Below are 25,041 nucleotides of genomic sequence, written 5' to 3'. Positions count from 1 at the left end.
TGAGAAGTCTTGAACTTCTCGCTGCTTAATAAAAATAGATATTATAAAAAAATCGTTATAAACAAAAGAAGGTGACCTTTTTAGACACCTTCTTTTGTTATTTTAAATTCTTTAAGTTAATTACTTCTTGTTCGGTAAGAAAACGCCATTGTCCGCGGGCAATTCCCCATTTGGTTAAACCAGCGTACATAACACGGTCTAACTTTATAACATTGTAACCTAACTTTTCAAAAATAGCACGAACCACTTTTACGTTTGATGTTTTTAATTTAATACCAACTTCGCTTTTTGGCTGGTTTTCCACATACGAAATTTCTTCGACCCAAACCTTATGTTCGTTGATATAAACTCCGGTTTGTATCTTTTCTAAATCTTCGTACTTTAAATTTTTATCTAACGAAACCTGATACAATTTTGATGAATGTTGTGCAGCGTTGGTAAATTTCTGAATCATCTCGTTATCATTCGTAAATAATAATAAGCCAACCGTACTTTTATCCATTCTTCCCACAGGTCTTAAAATAGATGTTGAGGCATTTCGAACCAAATCATAAGCACTTGAAACATTTTCGTCATCGGCTGTAGAAAAACCTTTAGGTTTGTTCAGTAAAACATATACCTTTTTTTCAGGATTCAACAAAACACCGTCGAAAACTACTTTATCACCCGGTTTTACTTTGTAACCCATTTCTGTAACCACTTCGCCATTCACGGTAACGTTACCCGACTGAATGTATAAATCGGCATCGCGACGCGAACATACACCCGAATTAGCTACATATTTATTTAAACGAATATCATCGCTTTTTAAAACCGCAGGTTTTGATGATGAAGCAGGTTTATCATTCCATTTCTTAAACGGCTTATCGTCTTTCTTAAAAGTTTTTTTAAAGTTTGATCCCGATGCCGATTTTTCATTCGGTTTACCTTTATCAAACGAGCCTTTTTTCGAAAAAGATGATTTTTTATTATTTCTGTTGCCGCTGTTTCCGCCTTGCTTATTCATTATCAAAAATTTTTACAAAGATAACAGAATATTTAGCATCTTTACCATAAGTTTTAAATTGTAAAAACGTTATGAAAAATAAATGGATCATTCTTATTTTAATTCAGGCAATAATTAGTTTGGTTGCCGGAATTTTACTTTCAAAAATGTCGTTAATAGGTCGTATTGGTGTATCAACCGTTTATACCGAATATGGTTTTATGAAACACTGGTACAAAGGTTTTGCGGCGGTTTTTATAGTTCAGTTACTGTTAATTGCGATTTTATGGGCGGTTAAACGTACAACAACCTATAAAAACTTTAGTCTGGTAAATTTAATTTTTGTTATTATCGGATTAATTGGTTTACTGTACACTTTTTACGACTTCACCTCAACAAGTCATAAATATATGAACAGTCAGTTTCATGCAGGCGGATATTTATTTTGGGCAGGCTGGTTTGTTACGTGTATATTTTTCTTTTTTGCAAGGGTTAAACCAAAACCTGTGATTGTACCTGCAACAGACTTTTCGAAAAACAATACAGATACAACTACCAATTTATAATTTTTGTATACTATTTTTTGTAAAACACTCGTTACTAATTAAAACACTGAATATACATAAGATATCATAATTAAAAAACATTCTATTTGTCATTCCGACGAAGGAGGAATCTCATTACAAAATTAGATTCTTCAACTTCACTTCGTTACGTTTCAGAATGACAAACTGAAATTATGATGATTGATATTCAGATAAAACAAGCGTTTTATGAAAAATAGTATTTCTTTTCTTTTAAATTCAGCCGAATATTTCCTTGTACTTGCTGTATTAGTTTATTGGCACGGAACTTCTAACTTATTAAATCCTTTTGCAATTGGATTATTAGCTGTTTTAATTTTTCAGATTATTTGCAGAAATAAGGTCATTGGTATATTGATACCTTGCGTATTGATGCTCTTATCAATGTATATGATTTTGGCACTGTTTTCTGAAGTAAATGAATTCGAAAGTTTTAAAAGCGATGCACAACGATTATTATTTATAGGACTCGCCTATTTTCTTGGAACGATTTTGATTTCGTTTTTAATGATATGGAAGTATCTGCCAAAATCAAGCAATAAACAACTTGCCTATAAATAAGGAATTACCATGTTTTTTCCATTAATAATCACATTTGGATCGATCAATACAATAGAAAGAACTCCGAAAAGAATAATCAGTTTTAAAAGAATGTGCAGTTTTTTGTATTCGGTTTGAGTAGATGCCTGAAATAAAAATATTAAAAACGCCAGCAGCAAACCGCTGCTTATGTAAAAGTAATACTGCATGTATCCAACTTTATAGTAGGCAATTAATGCAAAAGCAGGCAGTAAAGTTAGCAACACCAAAAAAGTTATTAAACTTTTAGAAACCTTGCTGCCAAAACGAACGGGAATTGTTTGATAATTATTGGCAAAATCTCCTTTTAAATTCTCCAGATCTTTAACCGATTCTCTAATAAAAAGGATCAAATAAAGATAAAATCCGTGTGCGAAAATTCCCCAGCTAAAATTTTGAAAGTGCATTAATATTCCAAAAAATGGAAGCAAAACCAATATAGACGCCGTAATATTTCCAACAATAGGATATCTTTTCAATTTGTGCGAATAAAACCAAAGCAGAAAAATATACACTGCGTAGAAAAATGCAGCTCTCCACGAAACCAGCCAGGCAATAGCCACACTTAAAAAATTCAGAAAAAAATAGACACGAAACTGTGTAGCTTTACTTATTTTTTTATCGAGAATTGATTTGTAAGGTCGATTTATAAGATCTTTTTCGGTATCGTAAAAATTGTTAATGATGTACCCCGATGCAATTGCCAGCGAACTGCTGAAAATAATCAAAAACAAACCACCATCGGTTAAAACACTAATGGCTCTCGATTGAGAGCCAAAAATAAAGATTGCCGATAGATATTGTGCCAACACCACAACGGCGATATTGTATCCACGAACTACCGAAAAGAAACTGAAAAATTTTACTAATGTTCTTTTAAGTTGTCGTGTCTGTGTCATTTTTTAAAATCTGTAAACCAATTCTAATTTGTAATCTTTCAACGCTTCTTTTGCTTTGTTATAATCTGGGGCAAAACCTAAAATGTAGCCTCCACCGCCCGATCCGCACAATTTTAAATAGTAATCGTTGCTATCAATTCCCTGCTGCCAAACATTGTGGAACTTTTCAGGAATCATTGGTTTAAAATGACTTAATGCTATTTTAGAAATTTCTTTTGTATTGGTGTAAAGCGTTTTAAAATCGCCTTTTAAGAAATTTTCAACAGCTGCATCGGTATATTTTGTGAACTGTGATTTCATCATATTACGGAAACCTTCGTTCTTTAAATTATCCATAAAAATATTGACCATTGGTGCCGTTTCACCAACTATTTCAGAATCGATCAAGAAAACAGCTCCCATACCTTCTTCTTTTTGCGACGGAATTCCCGTTGGTTCGATATGATCTTTTGAATTGATTAAAATTGGCAGACTTAAATAGCTGTTCAATGGATCTAACCCTGAAGATGTTCCGTGGAAAAACGATTCCATTCTACCGAAAATCTTTTTCAAAGTCAACAGTTTTTCACGATTTAAATTCTCCAAAACCGTAATTTTTTCCGAAGCATATTTATCATAAATCGCTGCAACCAAAGCACCGCTGCTTCCAACACCATAACCTTGCGGAATGCTTGAATCAAAGTACATACCCGCTTCAATATCTTTATTTAAAGCATCTATATCAAACTGAACCAATTCGGGTTCGTTCAACGTTAATTGATTTAAATACGAAGCAAATGCTTTTAAACTTTGGTTAGATTTCTGTGCAATTTCACTCGGATTGTCATCAATTTTTAATGCCCCGTTGTAAAAATTATACGGAATTGCCAAGCCTTTAGAATCTTTAATGATTCCGTATTCGCCGAACAATAGGATTTTCGAGTAAAATAACGGTCCTTTCATATCGTTTTATTTTGTATAACAAATGTAGTTAATTTTTTAATACAAAAGCGGTGTTTGTTAAATATTTCAATTGTTCGTAAACATTGTTCAACCAACTGATTATCAAACTAAAAAACTTTAAACCGATAATAACTTGTACATTAAGTTACCGGCAATGTTGGTTGCACTGTACTTTATATTTTCGGCATTTTCGCCTTCAAAAAGTTCATCGACCGTTTCTTTAAAAATAACCAGCCAATGATCAAAGTGCGCTTCGCTTAACGCACTTTTTTCATGAAGCTGTCTGTGAACCATCATAGGATTGCCCTTGAATGAACCTTTTGCAAAGAGAACAACTTCCCAGAAATCGTACATTTTAGGTAAATGAACCTGCCAGTTTGTTTTGGCTACATCGTTAAATAAATAGCCTAAAGTGGCATCTTGCTTCACTTTATCATAAAAAGTATTGACCAATAATTCAATATTGGCACGCGATAAAATATCATTCTTTCCCATTGTATCCTTTTAAATATTCAATCAAAATTCCACTATTATAAATTGATCGTTTATGATTAAAGTCATATACCATAAATTTTACATTCTTTATCTTTACATAAGAATTTTAAAACACAAAACATGAAAAAATTTGTAAAACACTTAGCAGTATTGTCTGTGGTTGTTTTGACTGCATCTTGTAATAAAAAAGAAACGCCTGCCACAACCGAACCTGCCATTACCGAAACAGAACAAACCACTACCGCACCGGCAAGCGATGCTTTTACTGTTGAATTAGAAAGTAACGATGCCATGCAGTTTAACAATACCGAAATTAAAGTTCCTGTAGGAAAAACGGTGGTTTTAACGTTGAAACATACCGGTAAAATGGCGAAAGAAATTATGGGACACAATTTTGTTTTGCTGAATAAAGGTGTTGATTTTACAGCATTTGCCGAAAAAGCTGCGGCTGCGAAAGACAACAACCATATTCCTGCAGATGCCGGAAAAGATATTATTGCACATACCGGTTTAATTGGTGGTGGAGAATCGGCAATGGTTGAATTTACTGTTACCGAAGCCGGAACTTACGACTTTTTATGTTCTTTCCCTGGGCATTCTGCAATTATGAAAGGTAAATTAATTGCCGAATAAATTTTAGAAAACACTTGAGTAACAAAGGGATCTGCTTTTTGCGATCCCTTTATTAATAGTAAATTTTCTGACTTTTAATTTCTACGATATTGTTCTTCTTCATTTTTCCCAATGCACGAATCACGGTTTCAACTCGTAAACCTGTAAAATTAGCAATTTCTTGTCGGGTTAAATCAATGTGTTCTTTTCGGTTGATTTCTTGTAAGAATCTAAAAACGACTGTACCCTGAATTCTGCTTTTTGATTGATGATGTCTTTAGACGCAGTTGCTTTTGTATGGATACGGCGCGCCATTAGATTTAAAAATTCTTTTTGAATATCAGGAAATTCATCAAGAATTTTCAGGAATTTTTCTTTTGACAGTTTAATGATTTCCGATTTTTGAAAGATCATTGCAGATGCCGGATACTTTTCGTTTATAAACAATGGCGGTTCACCAAAACTTTGTCCGTTTGAAAAATATCCTTGTGTAAATTCCTTTCCATCGTCGTTTGTGTTATACATTTTTACGCTGCCGTAAACCAGCTGATAATAAAACGCAGCTTCGTCACCTTCATGAAAAAGCACCTTTCCTTTCTCGTACTCGTTACAAACAGCACCAAAAGACAAAAGCAGATCGATAGAAAGTTGTGGTTTCATTTTAGCAGATAATTATTTATGAATACCATAAACGCAATGGCGGCAACCATTTTTACAACAGCGACCTTTTAAAAAATGATAGGTTTCGGTAAAAACAAAAAAACCGTTTTCCATGTAAAAATGTAACCCTTCAACCATTTCTGTAGGACGTTTTGGGAATTTGTTAGTCAATGAAAACTTCATTAATTCATCGAACTTCTTTAAACAATCGTTACACAAACAATCGTGCTGAGTTTTTTCGTACAAAAATGCAACGGTTTCGTCTAAAAGTTCCACTTTCTGGCAATCGCAGTTTGCAATGTCATTCGCATTGCAAATCATTGGTTTGTGGCAGTGTGTACAGTTTTGTTTTTGCATTTTCTAAATCGATTTTTTTATGATAAACTTTCAACACCAAAGCCCATTTCATCATGTATAAACTGATTGTTCTGACAGTATTTTGCCAATTCATCTGCAATAAAATTCTGAACTTCCTCTTTATAATTGTTCGGATAAAGCACGTGTACATTTGCTCCGGCATCTAATGTAAAACAAACCGGAATGTTGGTTGTTTCTCTAAATTTCCAGATTTGATTAATGATTTCCAATGTGTTTGGTTTCATTAAAATAAAATACGGCATCGATGTCATCATCATGGAATGCAGCGTTAATGCTTCGCTTTCTACCAATGCAATAAATTCGGTTAAACTGCCCGATTTTAAAATTTCTTTAAGCTTCGCGATATTTTCATGTGCCTGTTGAAAACGACGTTCTGCAAACGGATGATTGTGCATTAATTCATGTCCAACCGTGCTTGAAACCTGCTTTTCGCCTTTATCAACCAATAAAATAGTGTCCTGATAATTTTCAAAAATAGCGTTTACTTCGTACGGAAATTCAACTCCGAACAAATCAGAACTATTCTCAATACTTTCTGTTTCGCCCCAAACTACAATGTTTCCTTTAATGCTACGGCATGCACTGCCTGATCCTAAACGAGCTAATAACGATGCTTTTTGCAAGTAATAATCTTCGGTTTCGTTAGGGTTTACCAACTTTTCCAAAGCAATAATATTTGCAGACAATGCCGCCATGCCCGAAGCCGATGAAGCAATACCGGAACTGTGCGGAAACGTATTTTTAGTATCGATTGTAAAATGATAATCTAAAATGTACGGACACAAATCTTGAATGCGTTCAAAATATTTTTGAATTTTTGGTCGGAATGATTCTTTAGGCTGACCTTCAAACAATAAATCGAACGAAATATTTTTATCGTTTTTTGGTTCGTACTGCAAAGTTGTAACCGTTTTACAATTGTTCAGCGTAAAACTTAACGACGGATTTGCCGGAATTTGATTTTCTTTTTTGCCCCAATATTTTACCAAAGCAATATTGCTTGGCGCCGAAAAGGTCAACGAACCTTTGTTGTTTATTTTTGAGTAATTGGTGGTTTTGAATGTATCTAAAATTGTCATTTTATTTGATTAATTTTTTAGTTCTCGACAAGCTCGAATTACGTTATCTTACTACTGTGCTCGTCACTTCGAGTAGCGAAATGAAATGAAACGTATCGAGAAGTTCTCGACAAGCTCGAACTGACGGCATGTTAGCTTTTTTTAAATAACTATCCCTTAATATTTTGCTGCAATGGCATTCGCTGCCAGAAAACCTGTTGTCCAAGCATTTTGAAAATTAAAGCCGCCGGTAATGGCATCGATATTTAAAATTTCGCCGGTAAAATACAAATTATCCTGCAATTTGCTTTCCATTGTTTTAAAATTTACTTCTTTTAAATCAATTCCGCCGGCAGTTACAAATTCGTCTTTAAAGGTGCTTTTTCCGTTTACATTAAATTCGCTCTGCGTTAACTGCTCTGCCAAATTTACCAACTGTTTTTTAGAAACATCTGCCCAAATTAAATCTTCCGAAATCATTGATGCCTTAACCAATTGCTGCCACAAACGGTTTGTTAACCCATATTGTGCGTGTTTAATAATAGTTTTTTTAGGATTACTTTGTTTCAACTGCATTAATTCTTCCAAAACCTCATCGAAAACAAAATCGTTTGTCCAATTGACTATGATCTGAAACTGATAATTTTTATCGAACAATTCGCGTGCACCCCAAGCCGAAAGCCTTAAAATTGCCGGTCCGCTCATTCCCCAATGCGTTATTAGTAAAGGTCCGTTTGCTTTTAAGGTTGATCCTTTCACTTTTAACGAAACCATTTCGGTTGAAACGCCCATTAAATCTTTAATTCGATCATCTTTAATATTGAATGTAAATAACGAAGGAACCGGATTTATAATGGAATGATTTACCGTTTTAAGCAAATCCCAAATTTTAACGTTGCTGCCGGTTGCCATAACCAACTGTTTTGCCTGATAAGTATCTTTAGATGTTTTGATCTTCCAAAAATCATTCTCTTTAGAAAGCTGTTGTACAATGGTTTGCTTTATGATTTGGATGTTGAAGTTTGCTGCTTCGTTCAAAAAACAATCGATAATGGTTTGAGAATTATCCAATTCCGGAAAAACACGTCCGTCTTCTTCAATCTTTAATGAAACACCGCGTTCGCTGAACCATTCCATCACATCGCCCGTACAAAAAGCATGAAAAGGGCCTTTCAGTTCCTTTTCGCCTCGGGGATAAAATTTCGCTAAAACATTAGGTATAAAACAGGCGTGGGTTACGTTGCAACGACCACCACCCGAAATTTTGACTTTAGACAGTACTTCGTTGCTTCGTTCTAAAATGGCAATTCGCAAATCCGGATTTTGTTCTGCCAGATTAATTGCCGTGAAAAAGCCCGAAGCACCACCACCTACAACAATAACATCAAAATTGTTCATCATTTTCTACAATAATTTTCTACAAAATGTGGATTCTAATAGCATCAAAAGTTCTAATTGCATCTAAATCTTAAATTTAGTTGTTTGGAACGATTTATGCTGATAAATTTGTATCTTGCAAAGATAATGAATCATATTCCCTATAGATGAAATTTATTATGAAATATAAAAGTTTAATTTTTCTTGTTGCCGTTTTAAGTATCGTATCGTGTAAAACATCTAAAAAAAACACGGTAAAAGATGCCGATAAAAACGAAAAAGACAAGAAAGAATTAGTTAGAAAAGACAAAGAAGAAGTTTTTTACACCGAACAGATTAAAAACGATTTTAGATCGGTTACAGAAACTGCTCAGAAGAAATTTTTAGAATCATACAACGCTACCGATAAAGAATATTCTATTTTATTTTTTACACAAGGTTTTACAGGTGAAGAAGTTGTTGTAAAAAACGACAATAATACGCTTTACAAAGGAATGGTTTTAACCAACAAAAAAACAGGTTTGGCGAAAAACATGCGAATTGTAAATACCGATGTTACCAGCATTTACGACAAAGCTACCAAGAAAACAATTTACATTAACACAGATAAGGCACGCAAACACAAGTTTATTTATGTAATGAAAGGCAATGTTAATGAAGACAAACCTTACAAAATTACATTTAGCGACAAATTGCGTCCGGAAAAATAACAACCTATCTAATACCTTTTTTTACAACAAACAACTGAAAAGACATCAATTACTGATGTCTTTTTTTATAAAATCATATCGCTGTAAGGAATAATAATGTTGTAACCTTTTTGTTTGAAATATTCTGTAGGATTGTGATCTGATGCAACCATAACAAAGTCGCCACCCCAGCCGCCAAGGCTTTTTATCAATCCGTTGAAATCTGGAAACAGTTCTTTTTGAATGGTTGATGTTTCTAAAATTTCGCCTAAGTTTTGTTCGTAATTTTTAAAGAAAGATACAAAGGTTTCCAAATCTTGAATGTGCAATAATTCATCGGTCATTTGTGAAACCTGTTTTATTTCTGCTGATAAATTTTTCTGCTTTTTTCTGAAATTTGCAATAGCATCTTTACTGTCGCGCTTTTTGTTCAGATACACAAAATAAATATGATCTTTGAAAGTCGGATTGAAATTGACCTGCTCAACAATAGGTTCGTTATTTACAACCTGATACATTACCGGCGTGTTGTTTTGTGCACAAGCAATATCAAATCCGCTACCGCCAAACGATTTTTGCAACAATTTAAAAGCATCAATTTGGAACCATTGTGCAATATTGTTTATTAAGGTAGACGATGTTCCTAATCCCCAATTTCGAGGAAAAGTCAATTTGGTTTCAACCAAAAAGCCGTTATTTTCTAATATGGAAGGATTCATTAAATGTGCTTGATACAGAATATCAATCAGCGTGTTTCGAACTTTATCATCGCTTGACTGATTGTTTGAAATAATATCACAAACAGCAATTTCATCGTTATACCAAACAGATCCATCAGCATCGTAACTTTTCCAACTTAAAGTTTTGGTTTTTAAAGGAAAGACATTCAAATATTGTCCGAACTTTGTAGGCAACGCAAAAACCTTTGCGCCTTCTAACACATAATATTCACCTAAAATAAACAGTTTGCCGTTGCTGTAAAATTCCATAATTATTTTTTTTTACATCTCGACTACGCTCGATGTGACAATGATTGCTGTCACTCTGAGCTTGACTCAGAGTCGCACTATATTTACTGATGAGATGCCGACCCGAGCTTGAGAATAGTTTGAAACAAAGCAAGTTCGAAATGACAATTTCTTTTATTTCGAGCATATTTGAGAAGTGTTTTCTAGTTAATCACATCGTCAAATTCTTGTAACATAAAATTTAAACTTTTTAATTTGATCCTAATCAGTTATTTTACTAAAACTTTATGATAACATTATTCATTTAATGTTTAATAATCTGTACAATAACATCATCAAATTGCTCAAAGGATTGCTTAAATGTATCTATATCACGAATATTTCCTAAATCATATATTATAAATAAAAGACTTTTGAATTTAGTTTTATAAGCAATTATATCGTCATTAAGTTGAGCAATTAACGCCTTTTCATCACTTTTACATAATTTAATTTCAACTGCTAAACTATACTTTTCAAAACTAAAATCTGGTATATATTGTTTAGATGAAAACATTATATGAGGAAATTCTTTAGCATATTCTATGTCATTCGCTAATAACAAATCTTCATATTTATCTTGGACTTCTTTTTCTTTCGTTGGAGCTTCTCGCATTAATTTCCTAAGCTTTTTCTCGGCTAAATTAATTATTGCAACTAATTCACTAGCTTCAGAAATCGAATTATTATCTTCATAAACATCAGTAATTTCGCTCTCTCCCAACTGATCAATCGCAGCTAAAAGTAAACCTTCTGCTTGTTGAGTTTGATTTAAAAACGCTAGTTTATGACCTTGTTCTATCTGATATTCTATATCCCAACCATGTATTACCCTTGAGCCAGTTTCGCTCCATGAAAAATTCGATAGTGTCTGATAGTATCTAGAGTTCTTACCAAATATTTCTTCTAAAATTCTTAGAGAGTTAGCTAACCATCTAATATGTTCTTGTGAAGATCTTCCGCTTTGTCTAACTAAACTCAATTTATTTATAAGTTCTTTCAAACCTTCAATAGCTTCTTGCTTATTCCATTTTTTCATGCAATTGATCAAATTTAAATTTATCTACGTAAACGCTCAATAAAATCAACTACTGCGCTGTGAGAAACCGTTTTTTCTGCAAAATGCTGTAAAACTGCCGTTTTTTCATCTGCCGAAGCATTAAACTGATTTAAAATATTCATTAAGTGCATTTTCATGTGTCCTTTCTGAATACCTGTTGTTGTCAATGATTTTATTGCTGCAAAATTCTGTGCCAATCCGGCAACTGCAATAATCTGCATTAAATCATCGGCTTTTGGTTTTTCTAATAACTTCATAGCGAATTTAACCATTGGGTGTAAATTCGTTAATCCGCCAACAGTTCCTAATGCCAACGGAAGATCCATCCAAAAACGGAATTCATCACCCACAATTTCAGCATGCGAAAGCGATGTATATTTTCCATCTTTTGCAGCAAAAGCGTGCACACCGGCTTCAATCGCTCTAAAATCGTTTCCAGTGGCTAAAACCACCGCATCTACCCCATTCATAATTCCTTTGTTATGCGTTACGGCACGATACGTTTCAATTTCGGCAATGCGAACCGCCTGCACAAATTTCTCGGCAAATTCCTGCGGATTTTCTATTTCTTTTGATTTTAAATCAGAAATCTTACTTGAAACCTCGGCACGAACCAAACAATTTGGAACGTAGTTCGATAAGATCGACATTACAATCTGCAACGATTCTTTTTCTTCGGTAGTAAACAAATCAAAATTGGATACTTCTTCACGCAAAACATTCGCAAATTCTTCTAAACACGAGTTGATAAAATTAGCACCCATGCTGTCTTTTGTATCAAACGTAGCGTGCAGTTGATAGTAATTTTTGAGTTCGGCAGTTTTATCTTTCAACACAATAGAAAGAATTCCGCCGCCGCGTTTTTCCATGTTTCGGGTAATGTTTGCAGTACGCGATCTGAAAACAGGTTGCAATTTTTCAATAAACTGCACCAGATTGTGTTTAGATCCGCCAAACATAAAATGTACGTTGCCAATTTTTTCGGTTGATAAAACGGTTGCCTTAAAACCACCGCGTTTACTCCAGAATTTTGCCGCGTTCGATGCCGCCGCAACTACAGAGCTTTCTTCAATAACCATTGGTACCGTGTAGGTTTTACCGTTAATTACAAAATTGGGTGCAATACCCATTGGCAGGTAAAAATTGGTAATGGTGTTTTCTATAAACTCATCGTGCAGTTTTTGCAGTTCTTCGTTGCTGTTCCAGTACAATTTTAACAATTGAACCACCGTTTGGTCGTTCTTAAAGTAAGTTTCAACCAGCCAGTTTATTTTTTGTTGTTTTGTAAGTTTAGAAAAACCATTAACAATATTCATGCGAATTTTTTTTGCAAAGATACATTTTTTTGGTTTTGGGTTTTATGTTTGATTTACCACAGATGTACCTATTATTTTTTACCACAGATGCACGGATGATTTTAATTAGAAAGGATAGATTTGTATATTTGGCAGTTGTAGTACTGATTTTAGCAGATAAATTAAAATGGCAGAAATTAAAAATTCAATTTTAGCAGGAATATTTTTTGGAGTTTCAATGGGAGTTTTTTTTACTCTAATGTATGATAGTAAATATGGAATAGCTTCTGGAATAACTTCAGGTCTACTTTTTGGAATTGCGATATATCTGTTTATTACGTCTAAAGCGGTTCAAAACCAAACACAAATTGAAAATATTGAAGGACAAAAAATAATTTATTCAGGAGGCGCAAATCATTTTGTAAACAAGGAAGCTGTGGGAGGTAAATTATACTTACTTACAGATCGTGTTCAATTCAAATCTCATAACTTCAACATTCAAAATCATAGTCAAACCATCTTACTAAACGATATCAAAGAAATTGGATTTTGTTACACTTTAGGTATCGTTCCAAACGGACTTTTCATAACAACAAGTAGCAGCATTGAAAGATATGTTTTAAACAATAGAAAGATTTGGAAAGATAAGATCGAAATTCAAAAACGAAATATTTCTAGTAATTAATTGATTTATAGTTCCTGAAATAATTAAAAAAAACAATTTCCAAATCTAATCAACTCAAAAAATAAAAAAAAGAAGTAATTTCCCCTTTTTAATTTTCAGCTTTATTTATGAAGAAAATTTTACTGCCGCTTACACTTATTGCAGCACCAATCACTACTATACAGGCGCAACAACAAATAGAAGTTGCTCAAATTTGGAACGGAACTTTTAGAACCAACCAGCTAAACGCTTTAAATACGCTACATACCAAAAACCAATACAGCGTTTTAGATTATAACCGAAACACCAAAACATTTACTATTGATGCGTTTGATTTTACTACCTTAGAAAAAGTTCAAACGTTATTTTCTACTGCCGATTTTCCCGAAATCAAAGAAATTTCTGATTATTCTATCAATAAAACCGACGATAAAATATTAATTGCCACCAACAGTAATCCAATTTACCGTCATTCGTTTACATCGGTTTATTATCTGTTCGATATCGCTTCAAAATCGCTTATAAAAATTAGCGAGAATGCCATTCAGGAACCTTTGTTGAACAAAAACGGATCGAAAATAGCTTACGCATTTGAAAACAATTTGTATGTTTTTGATGTGGCTACCAAAAAAACAACGCAGATTACCAAAGACGGAAAGAAAAATGCCATTATAAACGGCATTACCGATTGGGTTTACGAGGAAGAATTTGCGTTTGTACGAGCGTTTGACTGGAATGCCGATGGAACAAAACTGGCGTATATTAAATTTGATGAAAGCGATGTTCCTGTTTTTTCAATGGATATTTACGGCGAAGATTTATATCCGCAGCAACAGGTTTTTAAATATCCTAAAGCGGGCGAAAACAATTCAAAAGTGAGCTTGCATTTGTACGATGTTTCAAAAGTATCTACTCAAGACGTAGCTTTAAATGCTGAAACAGCTTATTACATTCCGCGCATAAAATTCACAAACAACGCCAATGTTTTAAGTGTGCAAACACAAAACCGTCATCAAAACCAGTTGAATTTGTTGTTTGTTGATGCAAATTCGGGCAAGACATCGACCATTCTTACCGAAAAAGATAAAGCGTATGTTGATGTTACCGATAATTTGACCTTTTTGAACGACAACAGTTTTATTTGGACTAGCGAAAAAGACGGTTACAACCATATTTATCATTACAACAACGACGGATCGTTAAAAAAACAGGTAACTACCGGAAATTGGGAGGTTACAAACTACTACGGTTACAACAAAAGCAACGAAACCATTTATTATCAATCGGTTGAAAACGGATCTACAAAACGCGATGTTTACAGTATTCAGTTAAACGGATCAAGCAAAAAACAATTATCAGCACAAAGCGGAACAAATAGCGCAACTTTCAGTCCGGATTTTAAGTATTTCATAAACAATCATTCATCAAGCACCAAAGCACCTTCTTATTCGCTTGTTGATGCATCAACCGGAAAAAACGTCAAAGAAATTTTAAATAATACCGCATTAGAGAATAATCTTAAAAAGTTTGATCTGCCTAAAAAAGAATTTACCACTTTTAAAAACGAAGTTGGAAATGATTTAAACGGGTACATGATCAAGCCTAAAAATTTCGATGCTAAAAAGAAATATCCTGTGTTGTTGTATCAATATTCAGGTCCGGGATCGCAGGAAGTTTCCGATTCTTGGAACGATTCAAACGATTACTGGCACATGATGTTATCTCAAAAAGGATACATTATAGTTTGTGTTGATGGTCGTGGAACTGGTTTTAAAGGTGCCGATTTTAAAAAAGTTACTCAAAAAGAATTAGGAAAATTTGAAGTTGAAGATCAAATTTTTGTAGCAAAAGAATTAGCAAAAGAATCGTTTGTTGATGCAAACAGAATAGGAATCTGGGGTTGGAGTTACGGCGGATTTATGAGCAGTAATGCGCTTTTCCAAGGAAACGATGTTTTCAAAACTGCCATTGCGGTGGCTCCTGTAACATCGTGGCGTTTTTACGATTCGGTTTACACAGAACGTTTTATGACTACTCCGCAAGAAAATGCTTCGGGTTACGATAACAATTCACCAATTACACATGCCGATAAGTTAAAAGGAAACTTTTTATTGATTCACGGTACTGCTGATGATAATGTGCATGTGCAAAACGCGATGCTTTTAATCAACAAGCTGGTTTATTTGAATAAAAATTTCGATTGGTTAATTTATCCCGATAAAAACCACGGAATCTACGGCGGCAAAACCCGTGAACAATTATATACAAAAATGACCGATTACATTTTAGAGAAATTGTAATATTTTATTACATTTGACTTCTTAACAACTTTTTAAGAAACAACAATTTCAAAATATGACAGCAACTGATCAAAAACAGTTAGAAGAAATTCATAATTTTAAAGGAAAATATCCTAAACAATTATGGCATTTGTTTATGGTTGAAATGTGGGAACGTTTTTGTTTCTACGGAATGCGCGGTGTCTTAGCACTTTTTATGGCAGATCAATTAATGGGATTAGGCTTGTCTGAAAAAGATTCTAACCTAAAATATGGTGCAATTCAGGCATTTGTTTATGCATTTACATTCATTGGTGGAATTTTTGCCGATAAAATTCTTGGCTTTAAAAAATCTTTGGTTTTTGGAGGTTTAGTAATGATTGCCGGAAATCTTTTAATTGGTATAGATCCACACCAGTTTTTTTATTACGGAATAACATTAACGATTATTGGAACCGGATTTTTTAAACCGAATATATCATCAATGGTTGGTGAACTATATGCAGAAGGAGACCCAAGACGCGATGCCGGTTTTAGCTTATTTTATTCAGGAATTAATATTGGGGCGCTTTTAGGCGGTATTGTTTGCGTTTACTTAGGTAAAAACTATGGTTGGAACTATGCTTTTCTTTCTGCTGCTGCTGTTATGGTTATTGGTGTACTTTTCTTTTTAGCAATTAGAAAAGAATTAGGACCAATTGGTAATTCGCCTATTAATCATTTACAAGCTCCTAAAAGAAAGTCAAGAGAAATTATGGTTTACATTGGCGCATTAGTTTGTATCCCATTAATCTATATAATGATTAACAACACAAAATATACCGATTTGTTTATGTTCATTGTTGGTCCGCTAGCTGTGTTGTATTATATTATTCAATTAACTAAAATAGAGTCATCTGCAGGCAAGCAAAAATTTATAGCAGCGTTTATCATGATTGCTTTTTCAATTTTATTCTTTGCCATTTTTGAACAGGCTGGTGGATCCTTAGCATTATTTGCCAACAGTAATGTTACACCTACTTTATTTGGTTTATCGTTAGATCCTAACATTGTTAACAACAGTGCTAACTCGTTATATGTAATTGCTTTTGCTCCATTGTTAGGAATTGTTTGGTTATGGATGGCTAAAAAGAAAACTGAACCTAATACAGTAATTAAATTTGGTTTGGCTTTCTTGATACTTGCCGGTGCATACTACATTTTTTACGCATTACGCTTTTTTGCAAACGCACAAGGAATGACTTCTTTAGAAATTTTTGCTTTAGCTTATTTTGTGGTTACCATTGCAGAATTATGTTTATCGCCAATTGGTTTATCAATGGTTACAAAACTTTCTCCTAAACATTTAGCCGGAATGATGATGGGATTATGGTTCTTGGCAAGTGCATACGGACAATATTTAGCTGGAATTTTAGGTGCAGGTATGAGTGATCCTAGCCCGGATGCTTCGTTGACAGATAAATTAATGGCATATACAGACGGTTACCAACAATTGGCAATTTATTCATTAATTGCAGGGGTAATTCTAGTACTTATATCGCCACTTATTCGCAAATTAATGCACGAGGTAAAATAAAAACATCAATGATAAATTCAAAAGCGACTATTTTAGTCGCTTTTTTTTGTGCATAATCTTAAATATTTTACTTTATTTGTAAGTTTTAAACTTTCATAAAGATGTCAGACACTACAAAACCGTCATTTTTTAAAACGGTAGGATCTTTCAATAAAAATTTCTGGATAGCCAGCTTCATGGAATTAATGGAACGCTGGGCTTGGTACGGAATCTATACACTTTTAGGACTTTATTTAGTTGGATCTACCGATACCGGCGGTTTAGGTTTCGATCACGTTCAGAAAGGAAACATTATGGGAAATATTGTGGGAATACTTTATTTCCTTCCTTTAGTTTTCGGAGTTATTGCAGACCGTATTGGTTATAAAGTTTCGTTAACAATAGCCTTTATTATCATGATTTCTGGTTATTACCTGTTGGGTGAAGTAAATACGTATTGGAGTGTTTATATGGTTTTCCTATTGGTTGCAGTCGGTGCTGCGTTTTTTAAACCGGTCGCATCGGCAATTATTGCAAGAAATACGAATGAAACCACTGGAACAATGGGTTTTGGTATTTTTTATATGATGGTTAATATTGGTGGATTTATCGGTCCTGCAATGTCATCGGGTTTACGGACTACTTATGGTTGGAAAATTATTTTTATTCAGGCAGCTGTTGTTATCGCTATTAATCTTGTGGTTTTATTGCTGTTTTATAAAGAACCAAAAATAGAAAAGCCTAAAAATTCAATAGGTGAAGCAATTAAAGAATCTGTTTTGGGTATCTTTGAAGCTTTAAAAGACATCCGTTTAGGTATTTTATTATTGCTAATGATTGGTTTCTGGACGATGTTTAATCAGTTGTTCAACACCCTTCCGAACTTTATAGAAGACTGGGTAAATTCTGCAGCAATAAGTAATTGGTTGAATGAAAACCTGCCTGCATTAGGAGGTTTGTTAACACAAGACGGACAAGTAAAACCGGAATGGTTTACAAACATCGATTCGTTGATGATTATCCTTTTCCAAATTACTATTTCATTCTTCGTAATTAAAATGCGTCATATCAATGCGGTAATTCGTGGAGCTGTCATTGCAACAATAGGTATCGGTTTAACATTTTACTCGGGTAATGTTTGGTTTACGATTATTGGAACCATGATTTTTGCTATAGGAGAAATGATGTCAAGCCCAACAGTATCTTCATTTATCGCTTTAATTACACCAAAAGGAAAAGAAGGATTATATCAGGGAACCTACTTTTTACCCGTAGCTGCAAGTTATTTTGTAACTAGTTTTATATCGGGTGGTTTGTATCAATCTTGGTCAGATAAATTATCGTTATTAAAGAAAGAAATGGCAGGAAGAAATATTGAAATGCCCGAAGTAGTGACCAAAGAACAGTTTATCGAAGAAGGATCAAAAGCTTTGAACATGTCTATTTCAGCTTTTGAAAAGCAATTCAACCTAAAAGCCGAAACAATTGACTGGGCTGTTGTTAAACAATCATTCACCGATTTTGCAGCATCAAAAAGTATAAATATCAGTCAGGTACATTTTCCTTTTTCTAAAAACGAATATTTTACATTAGCAGAACAAAAATTAGGCATGAGTCATTGGGATATGACCAACATGCTATGGGAAACGTACAACCCAAACAAAATTTGGTTTGTAATTGTGGGAATCGGTATATTTTCTATTGTATCCTTAACTATTTACGACAAATTAATAATCAAACCTTTAGAAAAAAAACAAAGAACAACTAAAAACTAATTTAACAATATGGAAACTACTCCTACAGAGTTTTACAAATCGAATGTTTTAGGACAACGATCGGGATTATTTGTACTTTTCTTTACCGAAATGTGGGAACGCTTTTCGTTCTACGGAATGCGTGTATTATTAATGCAATTTTTAACAGCTTCTGTCATAGGACTAAATCCTGGTTGGGAATGGACGGTTGAACAAGCCAGTGCACTATATGGAACCTATGCTATGATGCTTTACTTAACACCTATTTTTGGTGGTATCATTGCAGATAAATACATCGGATCTCGCATGGCGGTTATTATTGGTGCGATAATTATGACCATTGGGCACGCTGCCATGGCATTTGATACGCCTATAATGTTCTTCATTGGTTTGGGGTGTTTAGTAATTGGAACCGGTTTTTTTAAACCAAATATGCCGTCAATATTAGGAGAAATGTATAAAGATTTACCTGAAAAGAAAGATGGTGCTTATAGCATTTTCTACATGGGGGTAAATGCAGGTGCCTTTTTTGGAATGATGCTTTGTGGTTTCTTAGCAGAAAAAATTGGTTGGCATTGGGGCTTTGGTTTAGCTGGTATTTTCATGTTATTAGGAACACTTCAGTTTGCTTTTGCAAAACCTATGATGGGTAATTTGGGAATTTTAGACAAATCTGCAGAAGGTAAAGAATTAAAAAACAACGAAGACACTGATAAACGTAACCCTTTTAAAACAATTGATTATATTTTAATTACCATAATAGGTGTAATTGGTCTTTTATACGCTTTTAACGACCCTTTATCTAAAAATGGTATTAGCGATATATTCAGCTTTATGGATACATCTGTATTGCGTGGGCAATATATCATGATTCTTTCTGCATTAGCTTTATTTATCTACTTATTGGTTTCTCGTATTTTAAGATATGATAAGGTGGTACGTGATAGAATGTTTGCCGTTGTTTTATTAGCATTTTTCTTGATTTTCTTTTTTATGAGTTTTGAACAAGGTGCAACATCATTAGTAATTTTTGCTAAAGAAAACACACAGAGAATTCTTTACGGTAATCATGCTTTATATTTCAATATCTTTAATACATTACTAACCATAATTCCAATGCTATTTATATCATATGTATTGATAAAACTAGCACAAAAAACAATTAAACAAGCATTCTTATCTAACGTTGTCTTAATAGTTACCTTCATAGGTATTTGGGCATCTGCTTTATGGATGTTAAATTATAATTGGAAATCTCACTCATACGAAGTTTCTTTCAACGCCACTAAAACAATTAAAACAGATCCAAAAACGGGCGAAGAAGTACTAGATGACAAAGGGAATAAAACCTACAAAGTTACTCCAATTACTGAAGCTAATATTGTGAACAATGAATCTGTTAAAGTTCTTGAAAAGGTTGATTTAGCATCACAAAAAGAATTTCAGTTAAACACACCTATCAAAATTTTATACGAAGGTGAAAAATATGTTGAAGTTACACCAGAAGCTGAAACAAAACTAAAAGCCGATTATGCAAAACATAATAGACCATCTGAGATTATTGAAGCACAAATTACGCAAGTTAAAGATAGCCAGGTAGAAATTACCGTTTCTTGGTTTTCTACATTAAACTCATTCTTTATTATTGCATTGGCGTCAATGGTATCAAGACTTTGGGGATCTCGCTTTAACCCTTCTGCTGCATTTAAATATGGTTTTGGGTTAATTTTAGTAGCTATAGGCTTTTTAATTCTAGGTTTAGGAACGTATGGCGAAGACAAAACAGTAAAACTTTCATTATTTTTCTTAGCTGCTACTTATCTATTCCATACGTTAGGCGAATTATTTATATCACCTGTTGGTTTATCTTATGTTTCTAAGTTAGTACCTGGGCGTATGTTAGCATTTATGTTTGGGGTGTGGTATTTAGCAATTGCAATAGCACAAAAGCTAGCCGCTTTATTTGGAGGTCAGATAAAAGTTATACAAAATGAACATTCCCTAAGTTATTTCTTTATACTATTTACAGCAATTCCGGCAGCAGCTGGTTTACTTGTAATGCTGTTAAATCCATTAATTAAAAAATTAATGCACGGAATTAAGTAGAAATATTTATTTCTTAATAATTACTTAAAATAAGCGGTGTTTTTTCAATGAAAAAACACCGCTTATTTTATAAAAAAACTATATTTGCTAATTACTAAAAAAATTTAACTAAAACTATGGATACAGTTCAAGTTCAACAAAAAGGGCATCCTAAAGGATTATATCTTTTGTTCTTCACCGAAATGTGGGAGCGCTTTTCATACTACGGAATGCGTGCAATTCTTATCTACTACTTAACAAAAACCTATTTACAAGGTGGTTTGGGTATGGATAAAGCCGAAGCTACTTTACTTTATGGTTATTTTACAGGTTTGGTATATTTTACACCGCTTATAGGTGGGTGGCTTGCCGATAAATATTTAGGTAAACGAACTGCAATTACAATTGGTGGTATCACAATGATGATTGGCCAATTTGTGTTGTTTGGCATGAACAACATGACCGGACTTTATATTGGCTTGTTTTTGTTAATTATTGGAAATGGTTTCTTTAAACCAAATATTTCTACCCTTGTTGGCGGATTGTATGCCGAAGGTGATGACCGACGAGATTCTGCTTTTTCTATTTTCTATATGGGAATAAACCTAGGTGCATTAATTGCGCCACTTTTAATTGGTTATTTAACAGATGATTTTTTTGCTGTAAAAGAAGGTGGCGAAATCATGAGTTATGGCTATAAATACGGTTTCTTAGCTGCTGGTATTGGTATGTTTTTAGGGCAAGTTGTATTTAACATGTTTGCACAAAAATACCTTGGCGATTTAGGTAAAAAACCTGTAGGTTCTACAAACGAAAATGATTCTGTTGAAGCATCAGTTTCTGTAAATCCACAAACAGGTCAAATATTAACACAGCCAGAAGAAAAACAAAGAATGTCTGTCATCTTTATTTTATTCTTATTTGCAGTATTTTTCTGGGCTGGATTTGAACAAGCTGGATCTTCTCTTTCGTTATACACGGATTCGTTCATTGATAGAAGAATAGGTGGTTTCGAAGTTCCTTCTTCTTGGTTTCAATCTGTAAACCCTCTGTTTATTGTATTATTAGCTCCGGTGTTTGCAATATTTTGGAATTCTAAATTAGGAAAAAAACTAACTACACCAGTTAAAATGGGTGTTGGTATGATCATTTTAGGTATTGGTTTTTGGTTTATGCTAGGTGCAGTTGCAGAGCGTAATGCTAATGGAGATATTACCGATGTTGCTAATAAAGCTGCAATGATGTGGTTAATAATGACCTATTTATTACATACAATTGGCGAATTATGTTTGTCACCAGTAGGACTTTCTGTAGTTACAAAACTATCTCCACCAAAATTAGCCTCTATACTTATGGCAGTTTGGATGCTTGCTTCATCTGTAGCAAATTTTATAGGAGGTTTTGTAGCTTCAAGTGTTGAAACAATGGGTGCCGGGCAAGTATTCACTTACATATCAGGTTTTGTAATTGTTTGTGGTGCTTTACTTGTACTTCTAAATAAATTTATTTTAAAATTAATGCATGGCGTAAGATAGGCATGCTTTTTGAAAATAATAAATCCGATAGTTTTTGCTATCGGATTTTTTTTATATTTACGTTTTAATTTTTAAACAATGAAAAAAAGCATATTATTAGTATTATTTACTATGGCTTGTTTTGTTAGCCAGGCTCAAGAAATTAAGTGGATGAGCATGAAAGATGCCCTTACAGCACAGAAAAAAAACAAAAAACCTATTTTTATTGATATTTACACCGTTTGGTGCGGACCTTGTAAAGCGTTAGATAAAAACACCTTTTCTGACGCAAAGATTGTAAAAGAAATCAACGAAAAATACAATGCCGTAAAATTTAATGCCGAAGGTAACGACGAGTTTCAATTTGGCGGTACTCTGTATAAAAATCCAGATTATCAAGAAGCTCGAAAAAACTCAAGAAACGGAATACATCAATTCACAACTTACTTGCAAGTTCCAGGCTATCCAACAATGGCTGTTATAGATTCGAATGGAAAAATAACAAAAGGAATTGTTGGTTACAAAACACCTGATCAATTATTACCAGAATTATAATCAATAACATAACTTCCCTTAGTACGCATATCGTGGTAAGGGATTTTTCTTTTCTTAAAATACGCCGAATATTCTTCGTTTAAGTATTGATAGTTTGCGTTGTGCAGTAAAATCATTTTGGGTTGAACATCGTGCATCAATCGATCTAAATTTATTTTTGGGTTCTGATATAAAACCACATAATCAAACTTTTGTTTCGGATATACCTCTAAACTATCAATTACCAGCCAAGTCTTACCTTTCAACACAAAAGAATTTTGTATCGAATCTATAGTTTTGACTTTAGAATTGGTGTGCAGTTCATAATTTTTCAAGCTTTGCAATGTATATTTATTTGCATTACCAATTTGATTGATCTTCGATCCTACTTTATTTAAAATAACCACATTGTCAGCATCGCTCATTACCACAATTTCTTCTTTCCTTTTATTTTCGATTACATTTTGTAAGGTTATCAATTGAAACAAGATAACTATCGAAAGAAAAACATAAACCTTATACAATTTTTTTTTCTGGAAAAACCAGAATATAGTAAAAACCATCAACAAAGCCAATATGGTCTGTAAAATCCCGAAATGAAAGTCGATCGTTTTAATGGAAAAATAATCAGATAATCTGCTTAAACTATCAAAACAGAAAGTACTTATCCAACTTAAAATCGGAGTTATCAATGCCAATACCTCAACTGAAATCAAACTTAAAACCATTTGTATAAACCATGCGCAAAGTAGAAAAGATGTTATTGGAATAGCAATTATATTTCCTATCAAGAATAACAGCGGAATCTGCTTAAAATAATAAATACTCAATGGTAAAACGCCTAATTGCGCAACTAATGACACACCAATCAACTGCCCAAAATAGTTTAAAATCCAGTTTTTAAACGTAAAATAATGTTGAATAACCCGATAACAAAACACGATTGAAAACACCGCGAGATAACTTAACTGAAAACCGACATCGAACAAATAATTTGGTTCAAAAAGCAGAATTAACAGCATACTACCCACCAAAAGATTAATTGTATGAATTCTTCTTCCCGTTAAAGTTCCAACAATCGTCATTAAACACATTAAAGCTGCACGAACTACCGATCCTGAAAAACCCGCCATTAAACTGAAAATCAATAGAAAAACAATCAAAATTACGGTTATTACATTTTTTGAAAGTCGTAATTTTCTTAAAACATATGAAATGGTTGAGAACAATAATACTACGTGCATTCCCGATACTGCGAGTACATGTAAAATTCCGAAATCTTTAAACTGTTGCTGAATTTCATCGTTTAAATTGGTTTTAATACCGAACAAAAGTGCCTGAATAAAACCCTGTGTTTTTTCGGAATATCCTAATTTGGAGAATTGTGCGGTAAGATAATCTCTGCCACTAATAATGATCGATTGAAAAGATTTTTCTTCTTTAATTTTAAAAGGTTCGTGGTAAGATGTGATCTGATAATGGATATTTCTCAGTCGTAAATATTCGCTGTAATTAAAATCGTACAAGTTTCGTGGTTCAGCTACTTTCTTAATTGTTCCCACCAATTTGTAAACCGTTCCAACTTTAGGAATATCCAATTTATTAGAAAAAGTAACCAAAACTTTAGGTTGATCTTTCTGGGACAACAGATTGGCATACATTCGGTGCGAATAAGCGTTTGATTTTAAAACATCGGTCACTTTAATCGTAAATTCCTTCGCGTTTAAATCATCAATAATTATAGGTTTATTATTAAAAATGTACGAAAGAAATCCCAACGAAGAAAAAGTAACGAAAACAGCCAGAATAGTAAACAGATTCAACTTATTATTAAAACCTTTATTTCGCTGTAAAATGTAAAGAGAAAACAACGTCACGAAAGATAAAACTGTAACCGATACCACAGCAATATCTGGAAGCTTTAAATAAAAGCCACAAAAAATCCCACTAACATAAGAAAATGTAATGGGATAAATTGGATATTTCATTACTTTACTCATAAGAATAAAGATATGAAAATTTGAATATTAAATAAC

General features: G+C 33.4%; 24 protein-coding genes. 11 read left to right on the top strand and 13 right to left on the bottom strand.

What is annotated here, in order from left to right; all coding sequences use genetic code 11:
• Positions 1-97: 97 nt before the first annotated feature.
• The gene (locus BM253_RS11385) at positions 98-1,006 is read right to left on the bottom strand and encodes a pseudouridine synthase (protein ID WP_091524124.1); all 909 of its coding nucleotides are present in this window, start codon (positions 1,004-1,006) and stop codon (positions 98-100) included.
• Positions 1,007-1,077: 71 nt separating this feature from the next.
• Here BM253_RS11385 and BM253_RS11380 point away from each other — a divergent pair, with 71 nt between their 5' ends.
• On the top strand, positions 1,078-1,551 hold the full coding sequence (locus BM253_RS11380) for a hypothetical protein (RefSeq protein ID WP_091524121.1): 474 nt from the start codon (positions 1,078-1,080) through the stop codon (positions 1,549-1,551).
• A 207-nt stretch (positions 1,552-1,758) separates the two neighbouring features.
• The gene (locus tag BM253_RS11375) at positions 1,759-2,130 is read left to right on the top strand and encodes a hypothetical protein (protein WP_091524117.1); all 372 of its coding nucleotides are present in this window, start codon (positions 1,759-1,761) and stop codon (positions 2,128-2,130) included.
• Here BM253_RS11375 and BM253_RS11370 read toward each other — a convergent pair.
• The 3 genes from BM253_RS11370 to BM253_RS11360 form a co-directional block, all read right to left on the bottom strand.
• Complete coding sequence (locus BM253_RS11370; protein WP_091524114.1) at positions 2,121-3,047, bottom strand: geranylgeranylglycerol-phosphate geranylgeranyltransferase; 927 nt, start codon at positions 3,045-3,047, stop codon at positions 2,121-2,123. The genes BM253_RS11375 and BM253_RS11370 overlap by 10 nt on opposite strands.
• A gap of 3 nt (positions 3,048-3,050) precedes the next feature.
• Positions 3,051-3,989 (bottom strand): mevalonate kinase family protein, encoded by a 939-nt coding sequence (locus tag BM253_RS11365; protein WP_091524109.1) that lies wholly within the window; start codon positions 3,987-3,989, stop codon positions 3,051-3,053.
• Positions 3,990-4,106: 117 nt separating this feature from the next.
• Complete coding sequence (locus tag BM253_RS11360; RefSeq protein WP_091524106.1) at positions 4,107-4,484, bottom strand: group III truncated hemoglobin; 378 nt, start codon at positions 4,482-4,484, stop codon at positions 4,107-4,109.
• Between the two features lie 120 nt (positions 4,485-4,604).
• Here BM253_RS11360 and azu point away from each other — a divergent pair, with 120 nt between their 5' ends.
• Complete coding sequence (gene azu, locus BM253_RS11355) at positions 4,605-5,117, top strand: azurin (RefSeq protein ID WP_091524102.1); 513 nt, start codon at positions 4,605-4,607, stop codon at positions 5,115-5,117.
• Positions 5,118-5,169: 52 nt separating this feature from the next.
• Here azu and BM253_RS17520 read toward each other — a convergent pair whose 3' ends face one another.
• From BM253_RS17520 to BM253_RS11335, 5 genes are all read right to left on the bottom strand, one after another.
• Positions 5,170-5,295, bottom strand: coding sequence for a helix-turn-helix domain-containing protein (locus BM253_RS17520; protein WP_397334421.1), 126 nt, complete (start codon positions 5,293-5,295; stop codon positions 5,170-5,172).
• Entirely contained in the window at positions 5,286-5,756 is a 471-nt protein-coding gene (locus BM253_RS11350; RefSeq protein ID WP_245758493.1) for a Crp/Fnr family transcriptional regulator, read from the bottom strand. The genes BM253_RS17520 and BM253_RS11350 overlap by 10 nt, the downstream gene beginning before the upstream one ends.
• 12 nt (positions 5,757-5,768) lie before the next feature.
• Positions 5,769-6,113, bottom strand: coding sequence for a cysteine-rich CWC family protein (locus tag BM253_RS11345; RefSeq protein ID WP_091524099.1), 345 nt, complete (start codon positions 6,111-6,113; stop codon positions 5,769-5,771).
• A 17-nt stretch (positions 6,114-6,130) separates the two neighbouring features.
• Entirely contained in the window at positions 6,131-7,213 is a 1,083-nt protein-coding gene (locus BM253_RS11340) for a diphosphomevalonate decarboxylase (protein WP_091524095.1), read from the bottom strand.
• A 156-nt stretch (positions 7,214-7,369) separates the two neighbouring features.
• Positions 7,370-8,593: a BaiN/RdsA family NAD(P)/FAD-dependent oxidoreductase gene (locus BM253_RS11335; protein ID WP_091524091.1), complete on the bottom strand. Its 1,224-nt coding sequence runs from the start codon at positions 8,591-8,593 to the stop codon at positions 7,370-7,372.
• A gap of 155 nt (positions 8,594-8,748) precedes the next feature.
• Here BM253_RS11335 and BM253_RS11330 point away from each other — a divergent pair, with 155 nt between their 5' ends.
• A complete protein-coding gene (locus BM253_RS11330; protein WP_143095632.1) occupies positions 8,749-9,279 on the top strand; it encodes a hypothetical protein in 531 nt (176 codons plus the stop codon).
• A 65-nt stretch (positions 9,280-9,344) separates the two neighbouring features.
• Here the strand turns inward: BM253_RS11330 and BM253_RS11325 are convergent, their stop codons facing one another.
• From BM253_RS11325 to BM253_RS11315, 3 genes are all read right to left on the bottom strand, one after another.
• Positions 9,345-10,247 carry a GYDIA family GHMP kinase gene (locus tag BM253_RS11325; protein ID WP_317040953.1) on the bottom strand — a complete coding sequence of 301 codons (903 nt, stop codon included), beginning with the start codon at positions 10,245-10,247 and terminating at the stop codon, positions 9,345-9,347.
• Positions 10,248-10,530: 283 nt separating this feature from the next.
• Positions 10,531-11,304 carry a hypothetical protein gene (locus BM253_RS11320; RefSeq protein ID WP_091524081.1) on the bottom strand — a complete coding sequence of 258 codons (774 nt, stop codon included), beginning with the start codon at positions 11,302-11,304 and terminating at the stop codon, positions 10,531-10,533.
• Positions 11,305-11,324: 20 nt separating this feature from the next.
• Positions 11,325-12,641, bottom strand: coding sequence for a hydroxymethylglutaryl-CoA reductase, degradative (locus BM253_RS11315; RefSeq protein ID WP_091524078.1), 1,317 nt, complete (start codon positions 12,639-12,641; stop codon positions 11,325-11,327).
• 166 nt (positions 12,642-12,807) lie between these two features.
• Between BM253_RS11315 and BM253_RS11310 the strand changes: the two genes are divergently transcribed.
• From BM253_RS11310 to BM253_RS11280, 7 genes are all read left to right on the top strand, one after another.
• Positions 12,808-13,305: a hypothetical protein gene (locus tag BM253_RS11310; RefSeq protein WP_091524075.1), complete on the top strand. Its 498-nt coding sequence runs from the start codon at positions 12,808-12,810 to the stop codon at positions 13,303-13,305.
• Between the two features lie 107 nt (positions 13,306-13,412).
• Positions 13,413-15,584 carry a S9 family peptidase gene (locus tag BM253_RS11305; RefSeq protein WP_091524071.1) on the top strand — a complete coding sequence of 724 codons (2,172 nt, stop codon included), beginning with the start codon at positions 13,413-13,415 and terminating at the stop codon, positions 15,582-15,584.
• 55 nt (positions 15,585-15,639) lie between these two features.
• Positions 15,640-17,139 (top strand): peptide MFS transporter, encoded by a 1,500-nt coding sequence (locus BM253_RS11300; RefSeq protein WP_091524068.1) that lies wholly within the window; start codon positions 15,640-15,642, stop codon positions 17,137-17,139.
• A gap of 101 nt (positions 17,140-17,240) precedes the next feature.
• Entirely contained in the window at positions 17,241-18,893 is a 1,653-nt protein-coding gene (locus BM253_RS11295; protein WP_091524064.1) for an MFS transporter, read from the top strand.
• A gap of 9 nt (positions 18,894-18,902) precedes the next feature.
• A complete protein-coding gene (locus BM253_RS11290) occupies positions 18,903-20,978 on the top strand; it encodes a peptide MFS transporter (RefSeq protein WP_091524061.1) in 2,076 nt (691 codons plus the stop codon).
• A gap of 116 nt (positions 20,979-21,094) precedes the next feature.
• Positions 21,095-22,492, top strand: a complete 1,398-nt coding sequence (locus BM253_RS11285; RefSeq protein WP_091524057.1) for a peptide MFS transporter — start codon at positions 21,095-21,097, stop codon at positions 22,490-22,492.
• 78 nt (positions 22,493-22,570) lie between these two features.
• The gene (locus BM253_RS11280; RefSeq protein ID WP_091524054.1) at positions 22,571-23,026 is read left to right on the top strand and encodes a thioredoxin family protein; all 456 of its coding nucleotides are present in this window, start codon (positions 22,571-22,573) and stop codon (positions 23,024-23,026) included.
• On the opposite strand, the gene BM253_RS11275 is transcribed toward BM253_RS11280, so the two are convergent.
• A complete protein-coding gene (locus tag BM253_RS11275) occupies positions 23,005-24,993 on the bottom strand; it encodes a ComEC/Rec2 family competence protein (protein ID WP_177205771.1) in 1,989 nt (662 codons plus the stop codon). The two genes, BM253_RS11280 and BM253_RS11275, sit on opposite strands and share 22 nt — an antisense overlap.
• Positions 24,994-25,041 lie beyond the last annotated feature (48 nt).

This window comes from Paenimyroides ummariense (assembly GCF_900115115.1).
GTDB lineage: Bacteria > Bacteroidota > Bacteroidia > Flavobacteriales > Flavobacteriaceae > Flavobacterium > Flavobacterium ummariense.
Note: the sequence above shows the minus strand (reverse complement) of the source record. Positions and strands in the feature narration are given on the sequence as shown.